Source organism: Geobacter sp., assembly GCF_030834625.1.
Taxonomy (GTDB): domain Bacteria; phylum Desulfobacterota; class Desulfuromonadia; order Geobacterales; family Geobacteraceae; genus Geobacter.
In genome coordinates this window covers 24,728-48,090 of sequence record NZ_JAUQXO010000009.1, presented here as the reverse complement: position 1 = coordinate 48,090, position 23,363 = coordinate 24,728, and the positions used below count along the sequence as shown (strand labels likewise).

The window sequence follows — 23,363 nt, the reverse complement described above, 5'->3', positions numbered from 1 at the left end:
GTTATTATGTTCTCCTCCATCATTACCGGCAGGAAACTAGGATTGCTGCTTATCCTGTTGTGGCTTCTGGCGCCAAGCATGGTCACAGCGCAACAAGCCCTCACAGGCTTTGAGATGATAGAAAGCTCTCGTCTGAGCATCCAGTTCACAAACATCATGTTCAACAGAGCGACCAATCAGACCGTTTACACGCTTATGCTCAAGAACATTTCTTCCACGACGATCGCCGGACCAATTTACCTGGCCTTCACCGGTATCACGCCAGGTACGGTGACACTCGCCAATTCCAGCGGTATCAGTGATGAGGGGACGCCGTATATTATCATCAACTCTGCCGCTCTTGAGCCGGGGCAGTCAGCGAGTGCCACGGTGGCATTCTCTAACCCTTCCCGTGCCCGACTCATTTTTGACGTCAGTGCATATCGCCAGCCGATTGTCTCGGTTTTCATCGCCACCCCTCTTTCCGGGACTGTCATGAATGGTGATTCCGTTATTGTCAGTGGCACATTCCTGGGCCCACCCAATGTCGGGATCACGGTCAACGGACAAATCGCCGGAATACAAGGCAACACGTTCTACGCAACTGTTCCGTTGGAACTTGGTAGTAACACCCTGACGGCAACTGCCACCGCTCCAAACGGAAAGACGGCCATGGATACAGTGACGGTAGATAGTTCCGGGGTCGCGCCTGTGAAGGTCCAGCCAACGCCGACCAGAGGGATTGCTCCTTTGCATGTAAATTTCAAGTTAACAATTAACACAGCTCGGCCACTGCAATCCATCAGCGTGGACTATGATGGAGATGGCACTTACGATTTTACGACAGCAGACATTAAAGGGCCTTTTGCTTTTACTTATAATTCCCCCGGGGCCTTTCAAGCAGTTTTTGACATCGTGGATGATCAAGGGTCTCATCATGTCGCCAAGGCTCAGGTCGTAGCTAACGACGCTGTTAAGATGGATGCGATGTTAATATCGGTTTGGAATGGGATGCATTCCGCTTTGCTCGCTAATGAGCAAGCAAAGGCTCTACAATACATAGGAGAATACAGCAAGAATAAGTATGGGCGTGTGTTTCAGCAGCTTTCTGAAGATATGCCGATCATTCTCAACACGTTTTCTCCGTTACAGCGTATGAGTATTTCAGGGAATATCGGAGAATACGCGGTAAACCGTACAATTGATGGAGTTAACAGAATATTTTTAATCTATTTCGTGCAAGACACGGATGGAGTCTGGCGGATTGCTTCTATGTGATGACCGATAGCATGATGAGGAGGCATATTTATGAGATCGTTTCCCACCATGAGCAAAGGACCTGCATTGGCTTTGAATTTTGTGTTCCTGATGCTTATCTGCCTTCCATGGCAAGGTGTGAGGGCTTATGAGGTCGGCACGCATGCAACAATAACAGAACATGCTTTTAATACTGCTTTGACAAAAGGTAATCTTGGCAGAAGCCTCACTGATTTAGGACTTAGTACTACAACTGTGCTTCAAGATCCAACGAGCACCATTGGTATCCCAAAGCAGCTACCATCCCATTCAGGCGAACCCTTAGATTGGATCCGCGAGGGCAGCCGTTATGAAGACGATGGATGGCGGCCATTAAACCATTTCTATGATCCTGTGCATTTTTTTCATGCGCTTTGCAGTGGAATTATACCTATTCCTGGATACGATATTCCATCTTCGAGTTGGGGTCTAGCAGCACCTGGTACACTTCCGAATCAACAATGGTCCTATCATGATGCACGCAAGTACTTTATAAATGGTCTCACCCTTAGTACAAAACAAGAGCGTGACAGCAACCTTGCTAAGACGTTTCGGGCACTTGGTCAAGTGATGCATCTCATCCAGGATAAAGCGAGCCCGCAGCATGTACGAAACGATGCACATAACCCGGATGTGGGTGTCCAGTTATTAGCAAGCCTCACAGGATGTGCGACGTCGAGTCCATTATATGAAAGTTTTATTGATCTTATTCATTTAAGTTCCTCTTTAATCTATGATGGATATTCACCTCCTAATTTTCAAAGCCCGCAGGATTTCTGGGAAACAGGAGGTATATATGGAAGAGGACTCGCTGAGTTTACGAATTTAAATTTCGTTTCTGAGGGGACGAATTTCAACCAACTGCAAGACGGTGCCACAGATGGCTCACCAGGACTCCATCCGTTTCCACAGCTGGATTTATCGATGAAAAGCGACGAAGATATCAGGAGTCTGCTCCCTTTTACCACCTACACGGGGGTTGTGACGTTTTACCGTGGTATTGTAAGCGATAACCTGAACCCATCTGGTGCCGCCGAGAATTTTAGGCTTACCACCCACTCCATCTTTGACAGAGATCTACTATTCAGAGGTTATGATCCCATTTTTGCGCTAAATTCCTTTAACTACATTGATCACGCACGACTTCTGCTTCCCAGGGCAGTCGGATATTCAGCAGGATTACTCAATTACTTCTTCCGCGCCTCCATGGACGCGGATATAGATGCAAACGACAACGTAATTGTTAAGAATTCAGGTAATGAGGCTATGGCAGGTACCTTCACGCTTTTCTATGACGATTCGAACGGTAATAGAAAAGGAGTACTGAGCGGCCAATTAACCATAGCTCCAAACGGTAATAGCTCATTAGGAACTCTGGTCCCGCCAACGACTCCTGCACCGAAGGAGCCGGGGAAATATATTATTGTGTTCCAAGGCAAAATGGGGATGGAGAATGATGCTGTTGCAGGGAGAATTGTTAGCCTAGTCCTGAAACATAAACTAGAGATCAAAAAGTCTGGTAACGGATCAGGCAATCTCGATTCCGTGCCACAAGGGATGACCTGCGACCCGACAACTTGCTGGGCCGAGTTCGAGGCAGGAACAGCCGTTGATATTAAAGCCAATGCTGACCAAGGCTCGACTTTCTCAGGGTGGAGTGGTGATTGTAATGGGTCTTCTCCTACGTTCTCGATTGTAATGGACGGAGACAAAACATGCGAAGCGCTCTTCGAGCGGCCGAAATTAACACTATCGCGCATTGGCTCGGGATCGGGAAGCATTGTTTCCCTTCCATCCGGCATTGATTGTGGCGCCACATGTCAAAGTGATTTTGACGTGTCAAGCGTCGTCAGGTTGACAGCTAAAGAGGATAAAGGATCACGTTTCGCGGGTTGGGAGGGGGATTGTGCGGCAGGTGGTAGTACTCCTACCGTTGATGTGATTATGACTGGCGACAAGAGTTGTACAGCACGGTTCGATGCGTCACAAGTCGCTGTCCGGCTCAACCCGTATGGCAGTAAGAACTACTCTGAGGGGCCATTCCGGGTTGAGGTCGTGGATGACTCGATTACGCCGACGAGTGCGCAACAGGATGTCACGGTCACCCTGTTGCGGCAAGTGTTCAGTCAATGTCGCGGACTGCTTTTTTCGAGTAATCGCACGGTTATTGTCCCTCAGGGCCAAGTCTCTACAAGTTATGATTTCACGGCAGGACCTGATCCTTTCTGTAACACATTGCCGATCAGGACTGAATTGACGATAACAGGGGCAACATTAGGCTCAAACACCCCTCTTGACCTCAGCAACGTCCCTTCTGCGCAACGTAAGATCGGGATAACTCGCTGAATTGAAATTGAAATATCTCCAATAAACTTCCGTGGCCGGCCGCCCCATAGACAGCTTTACGGCAGAGCCAGCAGCTCACTTTGCTACCATTGGTCGGGATGAACTGGGGGGTCGGCAACGGCTCCCCTTTTCCGTTGGTGCAGTTGTCCTGAAAGACTTTTTCTAAGCTATTTTGTATAAAGAAGGAGGCGGGCAGCGGCAAAGTCGTAAGGTCGAGGATGTCGAGGATGGGCAGTTCCGACCGCTACGCTACATGGGGTAATCCCAACATTGCCCTTGGTAGTGCCAATGTTGGGATTACCCCTACAAATGCCTTCAGCCACGAGTTGATCGCCGGTAGAGCATTTTGAAGCCGGTAAGGGATCAATATTCCATGCAGCTACATAAAAGGAGTTCCCATGGACAGAATGAAGACGATGCTATTTTTTGCCGTATGTCTTGGTCAGCTGGTGTTTGTTTCTACGAGTCCCGCGGTTCTTATCAACGGAGATTTTTCCGCAGGATTTATTGGCTGGGAAGGAGAAGTTACGGATCTGTCACTCACCACCGTCTCGGACATCGACCCCCTCCCCGGACTATTTTCAGCCAATTTTGACGCAACTTCTGGCTCGGCGGTACTAACGACTTCTACACTTGAAAATGAGATTTGGTCTGTCTTTTTGTATCAGGAGTTCATGATTGACCCGACCCTAACGGGTGAAACCCTCACTTTGTCCTACGATCTTGTCGCAGCGCTTTCCAGTCCCGGCTTCGGGGATACCGCATTTGCACAACTCAACTACGGGCCAGGACTTGGAATGGCCCTCGATCTCTTCTCAGCCACGAGCTTCGACGTCACCTCTCTCGCAGGCCAGACAGTGCAGTTCTTGTTCGGCGTGGAGGACTTGGACGACAACGCCGACAGCCTCACGGTGGACAATGTCGCGATCACGGTTGCATCGACCCCGATTCCAGAGCCTGGCAGCCTGGGCCTGCTCGGGTTGGGTTTGCTCGGAGCGGCAATTTTGAGGGTGCGAATCCGCAAGATGTGACTCGGCAAGTTGCATAGAAGAGGGCTCTGCCTGGGCGGAATGAACGGGATAAGGCAAAACGGTTACTCATGAGAGATGAATCCAGGAGAACTACCACAGGGCAGCTGAAGCTGAACACGATGGGAGGGAATCATGATGAGTAGCATTCGCAAAGGTGGGCTTAAACGTCTCGCGACCCTTGTTCTCCCTGCAGTGCTGAGCTTCTTGGCGCACACACACGCCCACGCACTCTACGCCCCTGCCGAAGGTGTCCGAATCAATTACGGGGCCAAGCTCTACGACCAGAATAAGGGGGTCTATTTCACGCAAGACAGCATCACCAATATCTCTGGCTCCCCCATCATAGGACCCTTGCGTTTGGTCGTCGAAAGCTCGACGCTCGCAGTCCTTAACGCCGATGGGACGACACCTTTTGGAAAATCCTTCATCCAAATCAGCGACGCACCTGACTCTGTATTGATGCCAGGGGAGACAACCTCCGCCGTTCGCATCGATTTCCAACGTCTCCGCATCGCGCTTCAATACGTTCTGCGGGTCGAGAACGACACCTCTGATGTGACTGCCCCGCATATCACGATTACCAATCCGGACGATTCCAGCGTTCTCAGCGCCAGTCCCATCACGGTTACAGGAACCATCGACGATGACACGGCAGCAGTAGAGGTCAACGGCATTGTCGCCACCCTGAGCGGCGGCACCTTCACGGCCACCGGTGTTCCGCTGACCGAAGGGCTCAACACCCTGACCGCCACCGCCACCGATCCAGCGGGTAACGCAAGCACATCGAGCGTTCAGGTCATGCTGGACGTGAATGCAGCAAACTCTGATTGTGAGCAAGCAAATAATCTCTTTTTAATTGCGGAATTTGCCGTGCAAGCAGCGGAGTTGGCCTACCAGAGCGATAATCATTGGTTAAAATGCGGTGCTTTCACAACGCTTTATAGCGCTGCCGGGTTCTTTTACAAGAACTGGATCGGTTCTCAGGGGGATTCCGTTGCCTCAGAACTTTTAGATGATTGGCTATCGGGTGCCGGAATACTAAATGAACCGGTTCTGTATCATTGGGGTCGAGCATTTGTTGGGGAGAAATTCTCTAGCCCTCAAGAATTTGCCGCAGAAGCTCTCAAGCCAGATGCTGTTTGTGGTCAGGTTGGTCCCGATTTGCAAGGAAAGTTAGCTTTTGTTGCAGACGATTTTTCTAAATCAAGCAGGCAAGGGATTGGTCATTTTCAATGGAAAGCTGAAGGAACTTATCAGACACTGCCAGATGATGGACAAGTTTATTTTCTTTTGTCGGTATGGGGTTACAACCGGGTAACATTTAATACTGGAACGTATGGAGGAAGTGGTATTAATCCGCCTATTGCATGTGGCAAGACGGCTGCCGATCGAAGAGGAGCTTGTATTCCTTTTAATCTTTGCGATGGTCCTAAATACTTATTTATTTCAGACAAGTTCGGGCAATATATGAGCGACAATCTATGCCCTTTTGGGTATGATTACGATTCCGAAAGCTACAAAGTAGAGGTTCCCAATACCGTTGAACTAAGTAACTTTGAATGCCTCGATAATGATCAGGATAATGTGTTCGATAGATTAGACAACTGCCTCACAGTGAATAACCCTGACCAAGCAAACTACGACGGCGACAAAATGGGAGACGCGTGTGACGACGACGACGACAACGACGGAGTTTCCGACGAGTACGACGACTGTCCGAACTCGCCTAAGGGCGCCCAAGTAGACGCGCGGGGATGTGTTTTAGATACAGACGGCGACGGGGTGCCGGACTATCTCGATGCCTGTCCGAACACTCCTGAGGGAGTGCAAGTCAATGACAAGGGATGCCCTACGGATGAACCGGACAGCGACGGTGACGGCGTCCCAGACGGGCAGGACGCATTTCCCAATGATCCTAATGAGTGGAAGAACACTGATGGTGACGGCATCGGGGACAACGCCGACACAGATGACGACGGGGACAATCTGTCGGATACGGAAGATAACTGCCCCGGTGTGGCCAACCCGGATCAGGCTGACTTCGACGGCGACGGCAAAGGGGATGCCTGCGACCCCGATCCGTACAACAAGGGCGGGGGCGGGGATGGTTGGGGTGACACCCACCTTGTGACCTTCGACCGACTTGCCTATGACTTTCAAGGTGTGGGCGAGTTCATCATGAGCCGATCGCTCGATGACAATTTCGAGGTTCAGGTTCGCATGGCCCCGTGGAGGGGATCGCGGGTCGTCTCAATTCAAAACGCTGTGGCCATGAACGTAGCGGGCGACCGGGTTGGTGTGTATATCGGCCGGTCCCCGGCCTTGTACGTCAACGGTCAACTGACCACTCTTGCGAGCGAGTTCGCTGTTTTGCCTGGGGGGGGTAGAATCGAATCCAGACCTGGTGGGTACGCTATCATATGGCCCGACGGCAGTGTAGCTCGCGTCAGCCTTTTGGGCTCCTATCTCAATCTCAAAGTTCTGGTTCCACCATCGCGTCGAGGCCGGCTCGAGGGCCTGTTGGGGAACTTCGATGGTTCACGAATCAACGAACTTGTTGGGAGCGATGGAAAGACTTTGAGCGCCCGTCCTAGGCGGGACGAACTTTATGAAAAATATGGTGAATCCTGGCGTATTACTCAGGGAGAAAGTCTTTTTGACTACCTTGACGGGGACACTACAGAAACTCATACCGATCGCTCCTTCCCCCGGGTTATTATTACCAGTCAAAATCTTTCGTCCAGCATTCGAGAAAATGCAGAGCAGATCTGCAGAGCGGCCGGGGTGACTGACCCCATTTTACTTGAAGCCTGTATTTTAGATGTGGGAATTACTGGTGACGAAACCTTCGCAGATGTTCCAGTGAAATTGATGCCTCCCGAGGAAGCAATAGAACCCGATTTTTCAGGCTATGGGTCAATTTCCACTCAGGATGGCAATGGTGCTGATGCTTTTGTCCTTTCATCGCAGTCTTCATCTAATTTTGGCTCATCAGAAGTTGTTGGAATTAAAAATGACACTGCTATTTTTGGCAATAACCGTAAAGGGTACTTGAGGTTCGATATTTCTTCAGTTGAGCAATCTATTTTTGATGCGGCCCTTGTATTGATATATGCTGGCAAAAGTCCGGATCCGTCGGCAAATCCCAGCACATATAGGGTTTATGGACTCAAAGACGGTCATCCTGGGGAAAATTGGAATGAATCTACAATTAACTGGACCAATGCTCCAGGTAATAATACTGGAAGCACTGGAGGTGTGCTAGGAGACGCTACGGAGTTTCTTGGAACATTTTCTCTGAATTTCCCGGGCACAAACGTAGGTGACAAAGTATCATTTTCTTCTGAAAGTTTAAAGAATTTCATTTTAACAGATAATAACGGTCTCATAACTTTTATCATTACCCGCGAACAAAGTAATTTTTCAATTGAATATTTTGCGAGTAAAGAGCATAGCGCTCTTTCTGAACCTGTCTTGCTGATAAATCCTTAACTCAACTTTCGCAGCAATATAACTACGCTGGGGCCGAGGCAAAAGTAGCCATGGCTCCCTGAAAGCTCTCGGCAATGACTCAATAAACCGCTCTATCAATCGCTGTATCTGAGGTCTGCTAACGAAACGGGAAAAATCGCACGCTAAGCGTGCGCTGTCGCGGGCACCCAGCGGTACAGCGTAGTGATGGACACACCGAGGTTCTTAGCTACGTCCTTGGGCGGAACGCCGCTGGCCAGCGGTTTCTTGGCCGACTCGCTCTAGCTGTCGGTCATCTTGGGATTACGACCGCCCTTGCGACCGAGCTGTCGCGCGACTTCCAGCCCGGCGCAGGTACGCTCGACGGTCAGCTAGCGTTCCATCTCGGCGAGGCTTAGCGTACGATATTTTCCGTTTCGTGAGTTGAACCCTTTAAGCCCTTCGGAGTATCCGGACGAACACTCATTGCCCTGGCCGGATTCTTTTTGTCTGGTGCCCTATATCCCCGGTTGCCGCTGGTGTAGCTGTCTCCTATGTTTAGCCATAGCGTACCGTCATCGCGCAGCACCCGTTTGACCTCCGAGAACACAGCAACAAGGTGATTCAGGAACTGGTCAAGAGTTGGCTCAAGGCCTATCTGCCCCTCGATCTCGTAATCACGCAAACCCCAATAGGGTGGCGACGTAATAACGCACTGAGCTAAGTTGGCCGGTAATCGGGCTAAAACGTGGAGCGAATCACCTTCTAAGATTGTCGAATCATCGATGGAAAGCTCCGGTGGCCGTTTTACCCTCGCTTTTTTCATGTAACATCCAATTCCCGGACGCGACCGCGTTGGTCGTATGCCCCTTATGATCGTCGCGCCTGAAGGACAGAGTGCGGCGTTCCACCTTTATCCTGTTTTGCTCAGGGCATTTCCCTTCTTCTCTTGCCGGTAAATCCACGCACTCCCCCACACCCCCAAGGCAAAGAGAAAGAGGTAGATCTCCAGGTTCGGAACCCGTAACTGCATAAGCCAAAACGCGATGGGGAAGGGGATAAACCAACTTACCAGGAACAGAATCTTCGTCTTTTTCGGTATCATGCGGATGCTCCTTTCTCTGGATCATTGATGGGTGCCGCCACCCCTCCGGACGGGCTAGCTTCCGGGGGGATGGCCGACTGTGCGGCCGTCTTGGCGACGGCAACTGAGCTCAGTCGCTTGGCCCACGCTGGAGGCCCCGTCTCTGCTCCTCCACCCTTTCCCCCTCCGGATGGTTCACTGGACTCGCCTTTTCCCAACATAGCACCAACCTTCTGGGCACCGCCTCCGTAGGCCTCTGTGACCGATTCAACGGCGCTCTTGGCCGCACCCCGCGTCACGGCGGCGGCCAAGGCGCCACCCCCCTTGATGGCTCCCCCCACGCCTCCGCCGTGCATCTCGGAAAGTGCCGAGACCGCCCCGGTCATCGAGGCCGCCGTGCGGGTGGCGCTCGCCGCCGCTCGGGCCGCCTGGGGCACTCCCGCGGCGGCCGCCCTGGTGGCGATGGCCCCCCCGGCTGCTCCGGCTCCCACGCCAAGCCCGACGCCGGCCGCAGTCTGAGCCGTGAGGGTTGGCGCACCGGCCAACAGCCCCGCCGCCACGCCGGGGGCATGCCACGCAAGCCCCACCATCACGAGGCACGCCGCTACAAGGGTAAAGAGCTGGTTGTAGGAGGGGTCAAGCGGCACGGCGAACTTCTCCATGATTGGGTATCCCACCGATATGACGAAAGCCAGCACCATCAACTTCACCCCGAAGCTGATGATCGCCCCGATGGCCTTTTCAGCGATGAAATTCGTCGGCTTCCAGACCCCGAACGGAAGGAGGATCAGGGAGAGGGTAGAGACAATCCCGAACTCCAGGAGTGTGATGAATACCTGGACTGCCAGCAGGATATAGGAGAGGATCACCAGAAGACCACAGACCCACGTAGTCAAGAGCGTCGGCAAGTGCAGCAAGGCCTTTGCTCCGGAATACTCCTGCACCGACTGAAAAATCGGTTCGATCACGATCAGCCCCTGACCGATGATCGCCGAAGGATCGTAGATCAGCATCGTGTTGCTGCTTCCGCCGGCCTTGGTGCCAGCGTAGATGAAGCCGTCCACCACCACCGGCACGAGGGTTGAAAACGACGTGACGAGGTAGACGAATGCCCCGATGAAGATCACCTTCTTGACGAACTCCTTGAGCACATCCCCCTCGCTCAAGGCCCACATGAGCGCCGACCAGGTTATGGTGATGGCCGCCAGAATCTTGAGGAGCCCCATGGCATCCGGCAGCAGGGCGCTGCGGCCGCTCTTGAACACTCCCATGAAGGTCTGAAGCATGGTGGTAAGATCAGGGATCATGACGGCCTCCTACTTGTAGGGGTTGGCGGGAAGCTTGGGCCGACCCTCGCCATACTTCGTGAAGTCCTTCATCTTCTTTTTGGCCTCTTCCTGGGCCTGTTTGTCCACCTGCTGACACCCGAAAAGCGCCAGCACCACCCCGAAAAAAATCAGTTTCTTCATCTCGTCTACCTCCTCATTTGAATGGATTTGCGGACGCTTTCACCCGTCCCTGGCCGTATCGCGTAAAGTCCTTCATCACGTCGGCTGCTTTTGCCCGTGCCGCCGCGTCGTTGGCGTTCACCTCGGCGAGATATGAGGTTTGCGCCCGCTGGCTGGTGGCCATGATCGTCTGAAGCTGCATGAGCTGCTGGGCCGTCAAGGCACCTATCTGATTACCTACCTGGGCGGCCGAGAGAGCCCCCTGGGATGACCGGGACGCCTGGATCAGGGTCCGCAGCGCCTCCTGGTCGTTCTTCACGTTGGCGACGAGCCCCTGGGCCTTCATGGCGTCTACCATCGCATTTCCGGTTTGACGACTCTGCAGAAGCGCCTGTTGAGCATAATCCCGCCCGCTCATGCCGTTGTAGCGTTGAAAGTCCGGATAGAGCCGGTCAAACTCCCCCTCGACCCGGGCATAGTCCAGGACAATCCCCCGGGTCTTGCTGGTGAGGGTCTGCAACCCATAGAGGGCGTCTTCAATCCGATACATGGTGCTTTGTGCCGCGTAGCTGTCCATATGTCGCAAATTCAGGCCATCGTTTTGCAGCTGCTCCCACTGGTAGGCGAGTTGCCTCAACTGTGTGGCGTACTGCTGGGCCTGCGTCATATACTGCTGTGTCTGCTGCACGTAGCTGACGATCGCCTGTAGCAGGTTGGAATAATCGAAGACCGGGATTCCTGCCAAGGCGGATTGCGGCCCGGCAATCACCAGAAAACCGAGCGCCATTGCCGCGAGTAGTCGTTTCATCTGTTCACCTCCTGATTTCATTTGCCCGCCGCAACCCGTTGGATCTCCTCGCGGGTCCTGGCGGAAAGCTTGGGCCAGGCCGTTTCAAGGGCCTTGCCGTTCTGAAGCCACTTTTGCTCAGAAGAGTTGTGCCCCTTCGGATTGCCGACAAACAGCCATGCCACGAGGATCGCGGCGAGGGGGTAGCCGACCAGGTGGAGGGCCACACCCTGCCAGTTCATGTGCCGCTTGGCCTTGAGCATCTGCGCGGCGCTCTCCTCGGCCTTTCGGGCGGCTGCTTCAACGCCCTTGGCTCCGGCGTTCAGCGCGGTTTGCGTGGCCTCCCGCGTCGCCTCCCTGATGGCGTCGATCTGCTTGGATGTGGCCCCGATGGACCGGTTGACACTTCCCTCGATAGCCGTGGCGATGGCTGCGGGGAGGCTCTTCGACGCCGCCTCTAGGGTGACAAGCATCTTCCCCACATCGAGCCGCTGACCCTCGACCTCCTTTGCCAGCCTCTCAAGCCCTTTCTTGTCGGCCTCCAGCTTGTCGGTAAACGCGGTGTACCGGAATATGACCTTCTCCAGCTCGTCAATGGCCCTCACAAACCGGGTAATTTCTTCATCTGCCGATGCCAGTGCCATAGCGGCTTCTTCCGCCGACTTCTGCGGCTCCTCCTGCTCCAGGAGTTCCCTGACCCTATCTTGCAGTCCCATCCTCTCGTTCCCTCCTTTCGTGGAGCTCTATCGCTCCATTTGGCGTTCCTTCGGTTCGTCGATCCTGACTCTCAGGCCTCCGCGTACCCTCACTTCCTGACCAACCATCTTCTTGAGCTCGGCGGCGGTCTTATCGAGTGAAGAGGCCGGGATGACAATTGTCTCCTTGTCGGTCTGGATCACTACGTGATCGCGACCGTTGATGGTGCAAACTTCCTTGATCTTCCCCGTGACGGCCTTTTTTCCTTCGACCTGGTGCGTGGTGAGGTCATTCCCGGCTTGGCTGTCTCGGGCGTTGATCTCCTTTTGCCTCCGCAGTTCCTCAAGGTCTCGCTCCATGGCGTAGGAGATGCCCCGCTTCTGAATGCCGGCAAACGTGTACCCCTTGCCCAGGTCACTCCCCTTCATGGTCTCGCCGTTGAGCTGGTAACTCATGCCGGTAATCCGGCCGTTCCCTGCCATGTTGGGGATTGCCACCACGCCCTGCCGCTCCAGGTTTTTTATAAAGTCGCTCATGGTCAGGCTGTGCTTGGCTTCATCGTCGATGATCCGCTGAAGCTTCATTTTTACGCTCGGCTTCCCCGTTTCAAGCGCCCGCCGCAACTCGCCGCTGGTGAGTGCTCTCCGTTCCGCTTCTCGGCTCGGTGCGACACGCTGAAGGCCGAAATCGGCTTCGATCCCCCGAATCACTTTTTCGCTCCGCTCATAGTCCCGGCTGTCGGAAACGGTCTTGCCGTCCAGGCCGATGCGAGAGGCAACAATGTGGATGTGGTCGTGGTCCCGGTCGGTGTGGCGAACGGCGACATAAGGCGACCGGGCGAACCCCATTTCGATCATGTACCGGTCGGCGATGGTGTTCCATTCCGCGTCGTTTAGGTGCTCACCCGGCGACAGGGAGAGACTGACGTGATATACGGGCTTTTTCAGGCTTGGGTTGAGCTGTCGAGTCTCTGCGTATTCCCTTGCAAGCTCGCGCGGTGTTTCGCCTTCCATGGTGCCGCCTATCAAGCGCCCTTTATGGGGGTCCAATACGTAGTTGAGGACGCCGCGAAACCCACTGCCCTTGCGCTGTTTGCCGATCATCGTTCTTGCCTTTCAGCTCCACCCGGACTTGTCGAAGCAAGTCGGATAGCTCGACGAAAATCTCATCCGGAATCGCCATCACTTTTTGCTGGTGAAGAAGCCTCAGAAACTGGTTCAGGTTATTCCCGATCCGGCCGAGTTCCTGGTAAGTGGAAAGATTAATCTCGGGTAGGGGCGCAGGCAGATTTTGAGACAATCCCGCCATCCGAAGGAAGGTCGATGGCGACACCAATAGACACTGAGACTTCTGGAAAAGGGCGACCAATTCTTCGTCACTCAGCCGCACGGTAATGCGGTTGTTTCTGACTTTGGCCCGTTCCTTTTTGGGCCGACCGGAGGTCTTCATTTGCCTTTACCGCGCAAACGGAGTGAGCGCGGGGACGAGCCGGTTAAGTTTCTCGGAAGACGGATTTCCGTCAGACGAGAAACATGGCTCGCTCCTCACCTTTTGGCGGCAATTTATCGCCTGCGGCGCAGCCGCACTCGTCGCCATTACCGGGACCCAATCCGGATGCCCCGGCTGCATCGGAGCTGCTTTGTCCGCCTCCGCCAGATAGCGGTTCAAGGCCTCGCACTCCCAGAAATCGGCATCCACTTCGATGAGCTTTTCACCGCTGGCGAACGCTCCACCTATTTGGGGGGCGTACATTACGTAACCGCTGGCAAAACAGTGGAGAGTGATGACCTCAAATTTGCGCTCAGGGTGAGCCGTGGAACAGAAAAGTCTTTCCAAGATGACACCGGCTGCTGTTTCCATGGGTTTCCTCCTTATTGGGTTCCGAGCCCTAACTGTGCGGCCTGCTGGTGCAATGTGCGTTTGCGCTCCTCGATATCGAGAGGCGTATTGATCTTCTGGTTTCCGTGCATCCACGGAAGTTGAGAGAGCAGTTTTTTTATGTCTACAGACTGGACGTGGTCGCTGTTCCCCACTTCGAGGGTAGTTGCTTGATGGGGGTGATTTATTTCTTTCGCGGCTTGGCGTTTTTTGATCTCTGAATTAATCTCTGCTTTAGTCTCTGTTATTTGATTCTGTTCGTGCGCTGTTGCACCCTCGATGGTGCGATTGCGCACTCTCGATGGTGCAGCTGCGCATGCTCGATCGTGCAAAATTGCACCATCGGAAAAATCAAGGGGTTGCACGTCATCGAGTACGAGGTAGTCAATGCTGTACCATTTCCTCTGGTTCCAGTCTTTGCGGTCGAACTGCCTGGAAATTACGACTTTCCTCTTTTCCAAGCTGAGAAATGCCCGTTTGATCTGATCGCAGCTGAAAAATGGAATTTGCTCTCTCCACTCCTGATACGACATGTAGACCCATACTCTCCCGTCTCGGATGTTGTTGCGTTCTTTTTGGTTGTATCTCAGCCAGTAGTGGAGCTGTTGTAGGATGATCGCCTCGTGCAGTCCTACGAACGTCGCAAGCATCGGGTCGATCACCAACGGATGCTCGCCATAGAGCAGGGCAGTGCCGCGTCGCGTCGGTATGGGGTGCAGTATGTCGTGCATGGCGTCGATTAGGCTTTCGACTGTTCATCAGCAGGTTTTCGACTGTTAATGAAGGTAAGAACTTCCGATAACAGCCACCCGACTTTCTTCGGAGATATCTGTCTCCGGCGGGGGAAGCGTTGACTTTTTTCGAGCCGCCAGATGGTCGAGCGACTCAGGGGAATTAGTTCCTTCAATTCGGAAAAACTAAGTAACCGGTCTGAAGAATTGGGAGTATGTTGCAGGCATTTGTTCGACATCTGTTGCCTCCTACTGAATTGATGTGCAACTAGGAGGCAATGTATGCATTTATTTGAACGGCTGCTAGATGGGTGATAGGGCTAAAAGGTGGGTGGTAGGGCTATAAGCGGGGTTTGGGTGCGTATCGTGACTGGGGTAAGCTGCCGTTGTTATTTGAAACCGTTAAAAATTAGATCGGCTCTGCCCATTTCTCGCAACAAAGACTTAAGCTTATCCATCAAGGGTGCTTCGCGGAGATCAAGAAAAGGCATCCTGCCATCTTCTTCATACTCATTAAGTAGCCAGTCTTTCATTCTATGATGTTTGAAATCACAACCACATTCCCACTTTTCTTTAGCAATCATTATTGCCTTATCGTAAAGCTGTCTTGATTTGGACCATCTATTATTAAGGCCAGCCGCTGACGCTTTTTTATGGTTATGTCCTTCTTGAGCTAATCCGATTAGCTTTGTCTCATAAGGCCAAATAGCCTTGTCATGCCCAGCTAATGTATAGTGTTCTTCAATCTTTGTTGTAATTAATATTAATTCATATACTTCATAGAAATTTTCGATATTCGTATTTGAATAAATATTGACAAAATGATTTGTATCAAGAAATTCATGGATCATTTTGATAGCTATCATTGCATCAAGTTCATATGGCAATAATTTTAATTCTTCAACAAATTTTTCTATTTCAGATTCACTTAAAGGCAATGGCAACTGTTCACAGAGTCCATATACTTGCTCTGGGCTCCGAGGTTCCAGCCATATAAACAAATTACCTAGCTTTGTGAGCATCAAACGATGCAATCTGCTCCTTCCTTCTGCATTCGCGTAGTACGCACGCATTCTGGCTATTTCTTCTTCATTCAGGTATCTGTTGTTTTTGCTCATATTTTCCTCTTTCGGGCGACAACAAGCTTGGGACATATTCCCCCGGCCGAAATCTTTTTGTCACTGACTCACGCTGCCAGTTTTTTCAGGCGGTCCAAGGTGTCAGGATACTTCCGGACCAGGAGAATCAGGGTAGCCGCTTGATCGTTCGGTTTTGCGCGGCCCTGTTCCCACTTCTCCAGGGTTCGAGGAGAGACGTGGAGTTCGTGGGCGAAAACGGCCCGGGAAAGATTCAGGCGTTCCCGCGTCTCCTTGATGAGTTCCGGTGTTACCTCGATTTTCGGCGTTTTTTCCACCTGATAGGTTTTCAAAGTGACCTTACCCGCCCGAAACTGGTTGATCTCCTCGATCCCTTGAGTCAGTTCTTCAAAAAGGTTGCGCTTCTTCATTGGTTCCATGCCTCCACGATTCTCTTGAGGGCCGCAATCTCTGCGGGGGAGAGGCCCGCCATTTCGTTCTTGGCGTAGAGGGTTATCAGGTAGATATGACTGTCAGCCCGTTGCCAGTAATAGATGACCCTCACCCCGCCACGTTTGTCTTTGGCCGTCCATCGAACCTTGCGGATACCGCCTGAGCCCCTGATTATATCTCCTGCATCCGGGTTTTCGGTGATGAACGCCTGAAACTCTCGGTATTCATCGTCTGCGAGGTAGCTGGGTAAATAGCGATGTTTCGGCAAAAAGCATGATTTACTATACCCTATTAGCGTATGGTGTGCAATTCGTTTATGCCGTCTTCTTGCGGGGGCGGATGCTCACCACCTTGCCGCTATCCTTGCCAGTGACGATACCGGTCAACTTCCTGCTCCAGGCTTCAAGGGCTTTCTGCTTCTCTACATCGTACTTGTGAAGGTTGTAAACCCGGATCACCCCCTGCTTGGCATGGTTCAGCAAGGCGTCAATCACTTCGTCCATGTATCCCATTTGGGCCATGAAGGTTGCCGCAGTCCGTCGCAAGTCGTGAGGGGTGAATTGGTCAATGCCGAGCTTGTTTTCTGTGGCCGGTTTTCCGTCCTCTCCAAAAAGCGGCTTACCGTATTTGTCGGTGATCGGCCATGAGAGGTTTCGCCGTACGGCAACGGGTAGGGCGTGTGAGTCAATCGGTTGCTTCTTTTTTGTGTGCGGGGTGGGGAAGATATAACCCCTCGGTTTTGTTTCGCCGGTCTCGGGATCGGTAACGGTCAGATCCCCGATGAGCTCCAAGGCAAGGGGCGTGAGATAGACCCGATGGGTTCGTCCGTTCTTGGCTCTCTCGGCAGGGATCGTCCACCACTTGCCGTCAATCTCATGGGAGTGCATTCCGGCCACTTCCCCAGGCCGTTGAGCGGTTACGAGTATCAACTTCAGGGCTCGCCTGATTTCATCGGATATGGCAACGCTTGATGAGTCAAGGCTGTTCCAAAGCGTCTTGATTTCAGGTTCGGTCAAAACGCGCTCCCGCTTCGTGTTTGGAGCGAGCGCCTTAACTCCGAGGCAGGGGGTGTTCTGAAGGATGTCTCGCTCGATAGCGAAGTTGAACATCTTGCGAACGACCTTGAGCACCTGGTTTGACATGGCAGGTGAGCCACGATCAACAATGTTCTCCAGTAATAGGGTCACATCACGCTTCGTTATCTCGGAGGCTTTCCGCTTCTCCCACACGGGAACCACTTCCCTGTTTAGTAATCGTTCATCCTGCTGCCATGACCTCTTGAATCTCATGGCATGGCGTTCGATATACTCCTGCACAAGTTTTTCGACAGTGGGGGTTTTCTGCCGTTCTTCCTTTATGGCTTCCTCGACGAGGGCGGGGTTTTTCCCAGCTCTGAATAGCGCCCATAGCCGATCAAATTCTATCCCTGCTTTTTCAAGTGTGATATCCGGATAATTGCCGAAGGCCAGGGAGTGGCGCTTTCCCTCGAATGTGTATATGAAAAACCAGCTCTTCACGCCGGAAGGATAGACGCACATGGCAAAGCCATGCTTTTCGTTCCCCATGTCGGCCCTGACGTAATATTTGCTTTTCTTTGTCTTCAGGTTCCTGATAGAAAGGTCGGTAAATTTCATGATTATCCCAACTGCAAGGTTTTTGGGTAACCTTCTAGGTAACCTCTATATGGTGGATAATGGTGCGTCGTTGTGAAACAATTTGACACAAAGAATATGTTAATAAAACAGATATGTCAAGGCATTACGGTGATTGCGTGGGCGGGTATGAAGCGGTGTGAAATGAGCTGAAAAGCTAATAGTATGTTACTCCTAAGGAAGGGGCCGGACGTTCGAATCGTCTCGGGGACGCCAGTAAAATTAAGGGCTTACAGCTTGTGCTGTAAGCCCTTTTTTTGCTTTGTGTGTCCTCTGGTGTGTCCTTTTGTCGTCTGCTTTGAACATCTCCTCAGTCGACGAAAGTTCTAAAAGGCAACTGCCAGACTAGTCCTAGAAATAGTTGTTATCCGAACAGTTCTTTGGAGGCCCGTATTTTTGAATTATCTTTTTTTCGTAATAGTGGCGGTTTTGGGCTTTTCGACGAATCCTCTTGATCATCGTTATCAACCACTTTGACCTCGCCACTCTCAAACAATCAAAGATTATGTAGTCCTCCGGTTCGCTGAGTTCTGCGGTTAGTATTAATTAATGAGATTGAGAAATGGATGAGATCAATATCGATTTTGTAGCACTCTGCTTGTTTTTTGATTTTTTCGTTTCGTTTTCTCGCCATTTTGATTTCCCTGAGAGTAAGATTTTAGTACTCCAGTAAACGGAGCTCTGTTAATAACTATGCCCGGGATGCAGACAAAAATTGCAACTCGAATAAATTAAATAATTACTGTTGGTTACAGGAGTTATGATGGTTGATGTGATGGACTGTGGAAACGAGCCATTTTCTCCCTTGCCGAGGCCAATGCCGTGATCCAGGAGGTTGAGATTCAGTATGGTTCTGGTATGTAAAAAATTTCTTGACTCAATTCGTCGAAACATGTATCAACACCCTATAGGATTTATCGACTAATGATATCAAAAAAGACCAAATACGCCCTCAAGGCGCTGATCTACCTCTCCCGGGAGTACGACAAGGGGCCGATCCTCATCGCGGACCTGGCCCGGGAGGAGCGGATTCCCAAGAAGTTCCTGGAGTTGATCCTCCTGGCCCTCAAGAATGCCGGGGTGCTCCAGAGCAAGAAGGGGAAGGGGGGCGGGTACTCTCTGGCCCGACCGCCGCGGGAGATCAGCATGGGCAAGGTGATCCGGACCCTCGAAGGCCCCCTGGCGCCGGTGCCGTGCGTGAGCGAATCCGCCTACGCCCGGTGCGAGGAGTGTGATGACGAGTGGAGCTGCGGCATCCGCCTCGTCATGAAGGACGTGCGCGACGCCATGGCCCAGATCCTCGACAGCGCCTCCCTGGCCGATGTGCTGGAGCGTATCGAGCAGGAGAAGCAGAAGAAGGACGGGGCGCTTTTTTACACGATCTAAGCACGGCATTTTTTTGTGCCCAATTAGACTACAAAATCGATAGGCTAAACAACAAAGGAGCAGACCATGAAAACTCTCAGAACCATCGCCACCCTCGCCGCCGCAGTTCTCGCCCTTGCCACCCCGCTGGCGGCCCAATCCGAGGTAAACCTCCTCAACGTCTCCTACGATCCAACCCGGGAGCTCTACCAGGACTACAACGCCGCCTTCGCCAAATACTGGAAGGGGAAGGGGGGCGACACCGTGACGGTGAAGCAGTCCCACGGCGGCTCGGGGAAACAAGCCCGGGCGGTCATCGACGGCCTCGACGCCGACGTGGTGACCCTGGCGCTTGCCTACGACATCGACGAGATCGCCGACAAGGCGAAGCTCATCCCCGCCAACTGGCAGAAGCGGCTCCCCCACAACAGCTCCCCCTACACCTCCACCATCGTCTTCCTCGTCCGCAAGGGGAACCCCAAGAAGGTCCGCGACTGGAACGACCTCGTCCGCCCCGACGTGAAGGTGATCACCCCCAATCCCAAGACATCCGGCGGTGCCCGCTGGAACTACCTGGCCGCCTGGGGCTACGCCCTGAAGCAGAAGGGGGGCAGCGAGGCAAAGGCCAAGGAGTTCGTGACGAAGCTCTTCAGGAACGTGCCGATCCTTGACTCCGGCGCCCGGGGCTCCACCACCACCTTTGTCCAGCGGGGGCAGGGTGACGTACTCCTGGCCTGGGAAAACGAGGCGTTTCTGGCGGTGAACGAACTGGGCAAGGACAAATTCGAGATCGTAGTGCCGTCGGTCAGCATTCTGGCCGAGCCGCCGGTGACGGTGGTTGACAGGGTGGTGGACCGGAAGGGGACCCGCAGGGTGGCCGAGGAGTACCTCAAATACCTCTACACCCCGGCGGGGCAGGAGATTGCGGCCAAGCACTACTACCGCCCCATCGACACAAAGGTGGCGGCCAAATACGCCAAGGCCTTCCCGAAGGTGAAGCTCTTCACCATTGACGACACCTTCGGCGGCTGGAAGGCGGCCCAGAAGAAGCACTTCGCCGACGGCGGGGTCTTCGACCAGATCTACGGGCCGGGGAAATAACACTGACGTAGGGGCTGCGACTTTCACGCCATCTCGCCGCCGTCCTCGTCGCTCCTTTGTGCGGCGTAGCGCTGCTACGCCTCCGCAGTCTCTCCTGCGGGTGCGACGATCTGGCGTAAAATCCGCAGCCCTGCATTGGGATTATGCAAAGGACCAACCACCATGGCGACAAGACCAATCACACGAAACACCGTCATCCCCGGCTTCGGCCCGACCCTCGGCTACACGGTCTTCTACCTCTCCCTCATCGTGCTGCTGCCCCTGTCGGCCCTGGTGGTGAAGACGGCGAGCCTCACCTGGGGGGAGTTCTTCGCCACGGTTACGGCGCCGCGGGTGGTGGCCTCCTACAAGGTCACCTTCGGCGCGGCCCTGGCGGCGGCAGGGGTGAATGCCCTCTTCGGGCTCCTGGTGGCATGGGTGCTCGTGCGCTACCGCCTGCCGGGCAAGCGCCTTATCGACGCCCTGGTGGACTTCCCCTTTGCGCTCCCCACCGCCGTGGCCGGCATCACCCTCTCCTCGGTCTACGCGGCTAACGGCTGGCTCGGGCAGTATCTGGAGCCCCGGGGGATCAAGGTCGCCTTCACCCCGGTCGGGATCTTCGTCGCCATGACCTTCATCGGCCTCCCCTTTGTAGTGCGGACGGTGCAGCCGGTCCTGGAGGAGCTGGAGCAGGAGATCGAGGAGGCGGCCGCCTGCCTCGGGGCGAACCGCTGGCAGACCTTCCGGCGGGTGCTCCTGCCGGAGCTTCTCCCGGCGCTCCTCACCGGCTTTGCGCTCGCCTTCGCCCGGGGGGTGGGGGAGTACGGCTCGGTCATCTTCATCGCCGGCAACATGCCGATGGTGTCGGAGATCACCCCGCTCCTCATCATCACCAAGCTGGAGCAGTACGACTACGTCGGCGCCACCGCCATCGCCACGGTGATGCTCCTCTTCTCATTTCTCATGCTCCTGGCCGTGAACCTCCTCCAGAAGTGGAGCAGGCGCCACGCGGCCTGATCGGGAGATTACGACATGTCCAGTTCTGCTCCATCACCTTCCCGCACCCGCACCGAGCCGGCCCCGGTGCGCTGGGCCCTCATCATCACGGCGCTCCTCTTCCTCGGCCTCTTTCTCTTCGTGCCGCTGGCGGCGGTCTTCGCCCAGGCCTTCGAGAAGGGATGGGACGCTTATCTCGCCGCCATCCGCGAGCCCGACGCCCTGGCGGCGGTGAAGCTGACCCTCATCACCGCGGCGGTGAGTGTGCCGGTGAATCTCGTCTTCGGGGTAGTGGCCGCCTGGGCCATCGCCAAGTTCGAGTTTCGGGGGAAGCAGCTCCTCATCACCCTCATAGACCTGCCGTTCTCGGTGTCGCCGGTCATCTCGGGGCTCATCTACGTTCTCCTCTTCGGGCTCCAGGGGTGGCTCGGGCCGTGGCTCCAGGCCCATGACATCAAAATCATCTTCGCCGTGCCGGGGATTGTGCTTGCCACGGTCTTCGTCACCTTCCCCTTCGTGGCCCGGGAGCTGATCCCGCTCATGGAGGCCCAGGGGAAGGACGAGGAGGAGGCGGCCATAACCCTCGGGGCAAGCGGTTTCCAGACTTTCTGGCGGGTGACGGTTCCCAACATCAAGTGGGGGCTCCTCTACGGCGTGATCCTCTGCAACGCCCGGGCAATGGGGGAGTTCGGCGCCGTCTCGGTGGTCTCCGGCCATATCCGGGGGGCGACCAACACTATCCCCCTCCACGTGGAGATCCTTTACAACGAATACAACTACGTCGCCGCCTTTGCCGTGGCCTCGCTCCTGGCGCTTCTGGCGCTCGTCACCCTGGTGGTGAAGAGCTTCGTTGAATGGCGGATGCGGGAATTATCGTAGGGGAGGGGTTTCCCCTCCCTGGGCACGGTGACCGTGCCCCTATATCACCACAAAGGAACCATGACATGAGCATAGAGATTGTCAGTGTCAACAAACAGTTCGGCAGCTTCACCGCCCTGAACGACGTGAATCTCACCGTCCCCTCGGGAGAGCTGACGGCGCTCCTGGGCCCCTCGGGGTCGGGGAAGACGACGCTCCTGCGGATCATCGCCGGGCTCGAAATCCCCGATGGGGGGTCGATCCGCTTCGACGGCCAGGAGACCACCGACCGCCATGTGCGGGAGCGGCAAGTAGGATTTGTGTTCCAGCACTATGCGCTGTTCCGGCACATGACCGTGGAAGAGAACGTCGCCTTCGGCCTTACGGTGAAGCCGCGAAAGGAGCGTCCGGCGAAGAAGGAGATCCGGGAGCGGGTTCACGAGCTCCTGCGCCTTGTGCAGCTGGAGGGGCTCGCCGACCGCTACCCCACCCAGCTTTCCGGGGGGCAGCGGCAGCGGGTGGCCCTGGCCCGGGCCTTGGCGGTGGAGCCGAAAGTGCTTCTCCTGGACGAGCCCTTCGGCGCCCTTGACGCCAAGGTGCGGGTGGAGCTTCGGCGGTGGCTGCGGCGCCTCCACGACGAGATCCACGTCACGAGCGTCTTCGTCACTCACGATCAGGAAGAGGCCCTGGAAGTGGCCGACCGGATCGTGGTCATGAACAAGGGACGGATCGAGCAGGTGGGAACCCCGGCCGAGGTCTATGACCAACCGGCCAACCCCTTCGTTTTCGACTTCCTCGGCAGCGTGAACCTCTTCCATTGCCGGACTGAGCAGGGGCAGGCGCGGGCGGCGGCCCCGGAGCTGTCGGTGGGGTACGTTCGCTCCCACGATATCGAAGTGGAGCGGAGACAGTCCGAAGACGCTGTGGAGGCCGAGGTACGCCATATCCAGGCCGTGGGGCCGGCGGTGCGGGTGGAGCTTCTCGTGCGGGGCACCGGCAAGACGGTGGAGGCGGAACTCTCCCGGGACGGAGCGGACCGGCTAGCCCTCGACGTCGGCGAAACGGTCTACGCAAGGCCGCGGAAGATGCAGAGATTTGTGGGTGATTATCAGATTTAGATTTGGGCGCGCAGGGATGGCGAGCCAAACAGGGGAGGT

At 54.4% G+C, this 23,363-nt stretch carries 23 protein-coding genes and 2 pseudogenes; 9 read left to right on the top strand and 16 right to left on the bottom strand.

Annotation, left to right across the window (positions count from 1 at the left end; all coding sequences use genetic code 11):
- The first annotated feature begins 6 nt into the window (after positions 1-6).
- The 4 genes from RCH91_RS00890 (at position 7) to RCH91_RS00875 (ending at position 8,144) form a co-directional block, all read left to right on the top strand.
- Positions 7-1,257, top strand: a complete 1,251-nt coding sequence (locus RCH91_RS00890; RefSeq protein ID WP_306532630.1) for a hypothetical protein — start codon at positions 7-9, stop codon at positions 1,255-1,257.
- Between the two features lie 30 nt (positions 1,258-1,287).
- A complete protein-coding gene (locus tag RCH91_RS00885; protein ID WP_306532629.1) occupies positions 1,288-3,621 on the top strand; it encodes a hypothetical protein in 2,334 nt (777 codons plus the stop codon).
- A 398-nt stretch (positions 3,622-4,019) separates the two neighbouring features.
- On the top strand, positions 4,020-4,652 hold the full coding sequence (locus RCH91_RS00880; protein WP_306532628.1) for a PEP-CTERM sorting domain-containing protein: 633 nt from the start codon (positions 4,020-4,022) through the stop codon (positions 4,650-4,652).
- A 132-nt stretch (positions 4,653-4,784) separates the two neighbouring features.
- Positions 4,785-8,144: a thrombospondin type 3 repeat-containing protein gene (locus RCH91_RS00875; protein ID WP_306532627.1), complete on the top strand. Its 3,360-nt coding sequence runs from the start codon at positions 4,785-4,787 to the stop codon at positions 8,142-8,144.
- Between the two features lie 143 nt (positions 8,145-8,287).
- Here the strand turns inward: RCH91_RS00875 and RCH91_RS00870 are convergent.
- The 16 genes and pseudogenes from RCH91_RS00870 to RCH91_RS00800 all read right to left on the bottom strand — a co-directional run.
- A pseudogene (locus RCH91_RS00870) lies at positions 8,288-8,518 on the bottom strand (recombinase family protein); the annotation flags it as partial.
- A gap of 35 nt (positions 8,519-8,553) precedes the next feature.
- Positions 8,554-8,928: pseudogene (locus tag RCH91_RS00865) on the bottom strand (DNA methyltransferase); the annotation flags it as partial.
- Between the two features lie 87 nt (positions 8,929-9,015).
- Positions 9,016-9,207, bottom strand: coding sequence for a hypothetical protein (locus tag RCH91_RS00860; RefSeq protein WP_306532625.1), 192 nt, complete (start codon positions 9,205-9,207; stop codon positions 9,016-9,018).
- Positions 9,204-10,493, bottom strand: a complete 1,290-nt coding sequence (trbL, locus tag RCH91_RS00855) for a P-type conjugative transfer protein TrbL (protein WP_306532624.1) — start codon at positions 10,491-10,493, stop codon at positions 9,204-9,206. The genes RCH91_RS00860 and trbL overlap by 4 nt, the downstream gene beginning before the upstream one ends.
- Positions 10,494-10,502: 9 nt before the next feature.
- Positions 10,503-10,655: a hypothetical protein gene (locus RCH91_RS00850; RefSeq protein ID WP_306532623.1), complete on the bottom strand. Its 153-nt coding sequence runs from the start codon at positions 10,653-10,655 to the stop codon at positions 10,503-10,505.
- Between the two features lie 13 nt (positions 10,656-10,668).
- The gene (trbJ, locus tag RCH91_RS00845) at positions 10,669-11,442 is read right to left on the bottom strand and encodes a P-type conjugative transfer protein TrbJ (RefSeq protein WP_306532622.1); all 774 of its coding nucleotides are present in this window, start codon (positions 11,440-11,442) and stop codon (positions 10,669-10,671) included.
- A 17-nt stretch (positions 11,443-11,459) separates the two neighbouring features.
- A complete protein-coding gene (locus RCH91_RS00840) occupies positions 11,460-12,137 on the bottom strand; it encodes a hypothetical protein (protein ID WP_306532621.1) in 678 nt (225 codons plus the stop codon).
- A gap of 27 nt (positions 12,138-12,164) precedes the next feature.
- Complete coding sequence (locus RCH91_RS00835; RefSeq protein WP_373694352.1) at positions 12,165-13,130, bottom strand: relaxase/mobilization nuclease domain-containing protein; 966 nt, start codon at positions 13,128-13,130, stop codon at positions 12,165-12,167.
- A gap of 22 nt (positions 13,131-13,152) precedes the next feature.
- Positions 13,153-13,566 carry a plasmid mobilization relaxosome protein MobC gene (mobC, locus tag RCH91_RS00830; protein ID WP_306532619.1) on the bottom strand — a complete coding sequence of 138 codons (414 nt, stop codon included), beginning with the start codon at positions 13,564-13,566 and terminating at the stop codon, positions 13,153-13,155.
- A 6-nt stretch (positions 13,567-13,572) separates the two neighbouring features.
- Positions 13,573-13,977 carry a hypothetical protein gene (locus RCH91_RS00825; RefSeq protein WP_306532618.1) on the bottom strand — a complete coding sequence of 135 codons (405 nt, stop codon included), beginning with the start codon at positions 13,975-13,977 and terminating at the stop codon, positions 13,573-13,575.
- Between the two features lie 11 nt (positions 13,978-13,988).
- The gene (locus tag RCH91_RS00820; protein WP_306532617.1) at positions 13,989-14,726 is read right to left on the bottom strand and encodes a hypothetical protein; all 738 of its coding nucleotides are present in this window, start codon (positions 14,724-14,726) and stop codon (positions 13,989-13,991) included.
- Between the two features lie 8 nt (positions 14,727-14,734).
- On the bottom strand, positions 14,735-14,965 hold the full coding sequence (locus RCH91_RS21380; protein WP_373694351.1) for a helix-turn-helix transcriptional regulator: 231 nt from the start codon (positions 14,963-14,965) through the stop codon (positions 14,735-14,737).
- 150 nt (positions 14,966-15,115) lie between these two features.
- Positions 15,116-15,844, bottom strand: a complete 729-nt coding sequence (locus RCH91_RS00815) for a hypothetical protein (protein ID WP_306532616.1) — start codon at positions 15,842-15,844, stop codon at positions 15,116-15,118.
- Positions 15,845-15,912: 68 nt separating this feature from the next.
- Positions 15,913-16,233, bottom strand: coding sequence for a DNA-binding transcriptional regulator (locus RCH91_RS00810; RefSeq protein ID WP_306532615.1), 321 nt, complete (start codon positions 16,231-16,233; stop codon positions 15,913-15,915).
- Positions 16,230-16,367, bottom strand: coding sequence for a hypothetical protein (locus RCH91_RS00805; protein ID WP_306532614.1), 138 nt, complete (start codon positions 16,365-16,367; stop codon positions 16,230-16,232). Before RCH91_RS00805 ends, RCH91_RS00810 begins: the two co-directional genes overlap by 4 nt.
- 202 nt (positions 16,368-16,569) lie before the next feature.
- A complete protein-coding gene (locus RCH91_RS00800; protein ID WP_306532613.1) occupies positions 16,570-17,889 on the bottom strand; it encodes a site-specific integrase in 1,320 nt (439 codons plus the stop codon).
- Positions 17,890-18,831: 942 nt separating this feature from the next.
- Here RCH91_RS00800 and RCH91_RS00795 point away from each other — a divergent pair.
- The 5 genes from RCH91_RS00795 to RCH91_RS00775 all read left to right on the top strand — a co-directional run bounded on the left by RCH91_RS00795 (position 18,832) and on the right by RCH91_RS00775 (position 23,324).
- Positions 18,832-19,293, top strand: coding sequence for an Rrf2 family transcriptional regulator (locus tag RCH91_RS00795; protein ID WP_306532612.1), 462 nt, complete (start codon positions 18,832-18,834; stop codon positions 19,291-19,293).
- Between the two features lie 66 nt (positions 19,294-19,359).
- A complete protein-coding gene (locus tag RCH91_RS00790; RefSeq protein ID WP_306532611.1) occupies positions 19,360-20,373 on the top strand; it encodes a sulfate ABC transporter substrate-binding protein in 1,014 nt (337 codons plus the stop codon).
- Between the two features lie 162 nt (positions 20,374-20,535).
- Positions 20,536-21,369 carry a sulfate ABC transporter permease subunit CysT gene (gene cysT / locus RCH91_RS00785; protein WP_306532610.1) on the top strand — a complete coding sequence of 278 codons (834 nt, stop codon included), beginning with the start codon at positions 20,536-20,538 and terminating at the stop codon, positions 21,367-21,369.
- Positions 21,370-21,384: 15 nt separating this feature from the next.
- Positions 21,385-22,227 (top strand): sulfate ABC transporter permease subunit CysW, encoded by an 843-nt coding sequence (gene cysW, locus RCH91_RS00780; protein ID WP_306532609.1) that lies wholly within the window; start codon positions 21,385-21,387, stop codon positions 22,225-22,227.
- Between the two features lie 65 nt (positions 22,228-22,292).
- Complete coding sequence (locus tag RCH91_RS00775; RefSeq protein ID WP_306532608.1) at positions 22,293-23,324, top strand: sulfate/molybdate ABC transporter ATP-binding protein; 1,032 nt, start codon at positions 22,293-22,295, stop codon at positions 23,322-23,324.
- Positions 23,325-23,363: the final 39 nt, after the last annotated feature.

Bases quoted from the DNA above. Each gene is read 5' to 3' on its own strand.
- RCH91_RS00820 (WP_306532617.1), bottom strand. From the start codon at position 14,726: ATGCACGACATACTGCACCCCATACCGACGCGACGCGGCACTGCCCTG.
- RCH91_RS00835 (WP_373694352.1), bottom strand. From the start codon at position 13,130: ATGGAAGGCGAAACACCGCGCGAGCTTGCAAGGGAATACGCAGAGACT.
- RCH91_RS00795 (WP_306532612.1), top strand. From the start codon at position 18,832: ATGATATCAAAAAAGACCAAATACGCCCTCAAGGCGCTGATCTACCTC.
- RCH91_RS00810 (WP_306532615.1), bottom strand. From the start codon at position 16,233: ATGAAGAAGCGCAACCTTTTTGAAGAACTGACTCAAGGGATCGAGGAG.
- RCH91_RS00885 (WP_306532629.1), top strand. From the start codon at position 1,288: ATGAGATCGTTTCCCACCATGAGCAAAGGACCTGCATTGGCTTTGAAT.
- mobC (WP_306532619.1), bottom strand. From the start codon at position 13,566: ATGAAGACCTCCGGTCGGCCCAAAAAGGAACGGGCCAAAGTCAGAAAC.
- RCH91_RS00890 (WP_306532630.1), top strand. From the start codon at position 7: ATGTTCTCCTCCATCATTACCGGCAGGAAACTAGGATTGCTGCTTATC.
- RCH91_RS00850 (WP_306532623.1), bottom strand. From the start codon at position 10,655: ATGAAGAAACTGATTTTTTTCGGGGTGGTGCTGGCGCTTTTCGGGTGT.
- cysW (WP_306532609.1), top strand. From the start codon at position 21,385: ATGTCCAGTTCTGCTCCATCACCTTCCCGCACCCGCACCGAGCCGGCC.
- RCH91_RS21380 (WP_373694351.1), bottom strand. From the start codon at position 14,965: ATGTCGAACAAATGCCTGCAACATACTCCCAATTCTTCAGACCGGTTA.
- RCH91_RS00800 (WP_306532613.1), bottom strand. From the start codon at position 17,889: ATGAAATTTACCGACCTTTCTATCAGGAACCTGAAGACAAAGAAAAGC.
- RCH91_RS00875 (WP_306532627.1), top strand. From the start codon at position 4,785: ATGATGAGTAGCATTCGCAAAGGTGGGCTTAAACGTCTCGCGACCCTT.
- trbJ (WP_306532622.1), bottom strand. From the start codon at position 11,442: ATGAAACGACTACTCGCGGCAATGGCGCTCGGTTTTCTGGTGATTGCC.
- cysT (WP_306532610.1), top strand. From the start codon at position 20,536: ATGGCGACAAGACCAATCACACGAAACACCGTCATCCCCGGCTTCGGC.
- RCH91_RS00860 (WP_306532625.1), bottom strand. From the start codon at position 9,207: ATGATACCGAAAAAGACGAAGATTCTGTTCCTGGTAAGTTGGTTTATC.
- RCH91_RS00790 (WP_306532611.1), top strand. From the start codon at position 19,360: ATGAAAACTCTCAGAACCATCGCCACCCTCGCCGCCGCAGTTCTCGCC.
- RCH91_RS00815 (WP_306532616.1), bottom strand. From the start codon at position 15,844: ATGAGCAAAAACAACAGATACCTGAATGAAGAAGAAATAGCCAGAATG.
- trbL (WP_306532624.1), bottom strand. From the start codon at position 10,493: ATGATCCCTGATCTTACCACCATGCTTCAGACCTTCATGGGAGTGTTC.
- RCH91_RS00825 (WP_306532618.1), bottom strand. From the start codon at position 13,977: ATGGAAACAGCAGCCGGTGTCATCTTGGAAAGACTTTTCTGTTCCACG.
- RCH91_RS00840 (WP_306532621.1), bottom strand. From the start codon at position 12,137: ATGGGACTGCAAGATAGGGTCAGGGAACTCCTGGAGCAGGAGGAGCCG.
- RCH91_RS00880 (WP_306532628.1), top strand. From the start codon at position 4,020: ATGGACAGAATGAAGACGATGCTATTTTTTGCCGTATGTCTTGGTCAG.
- RCH91_RS00775 (WP_306532608.1), top strand. From the start codon at position 22,293: ATGAGCATAGAGATTGTCAGTGTCAACAAACAGTTCGGCAGCTTCACC.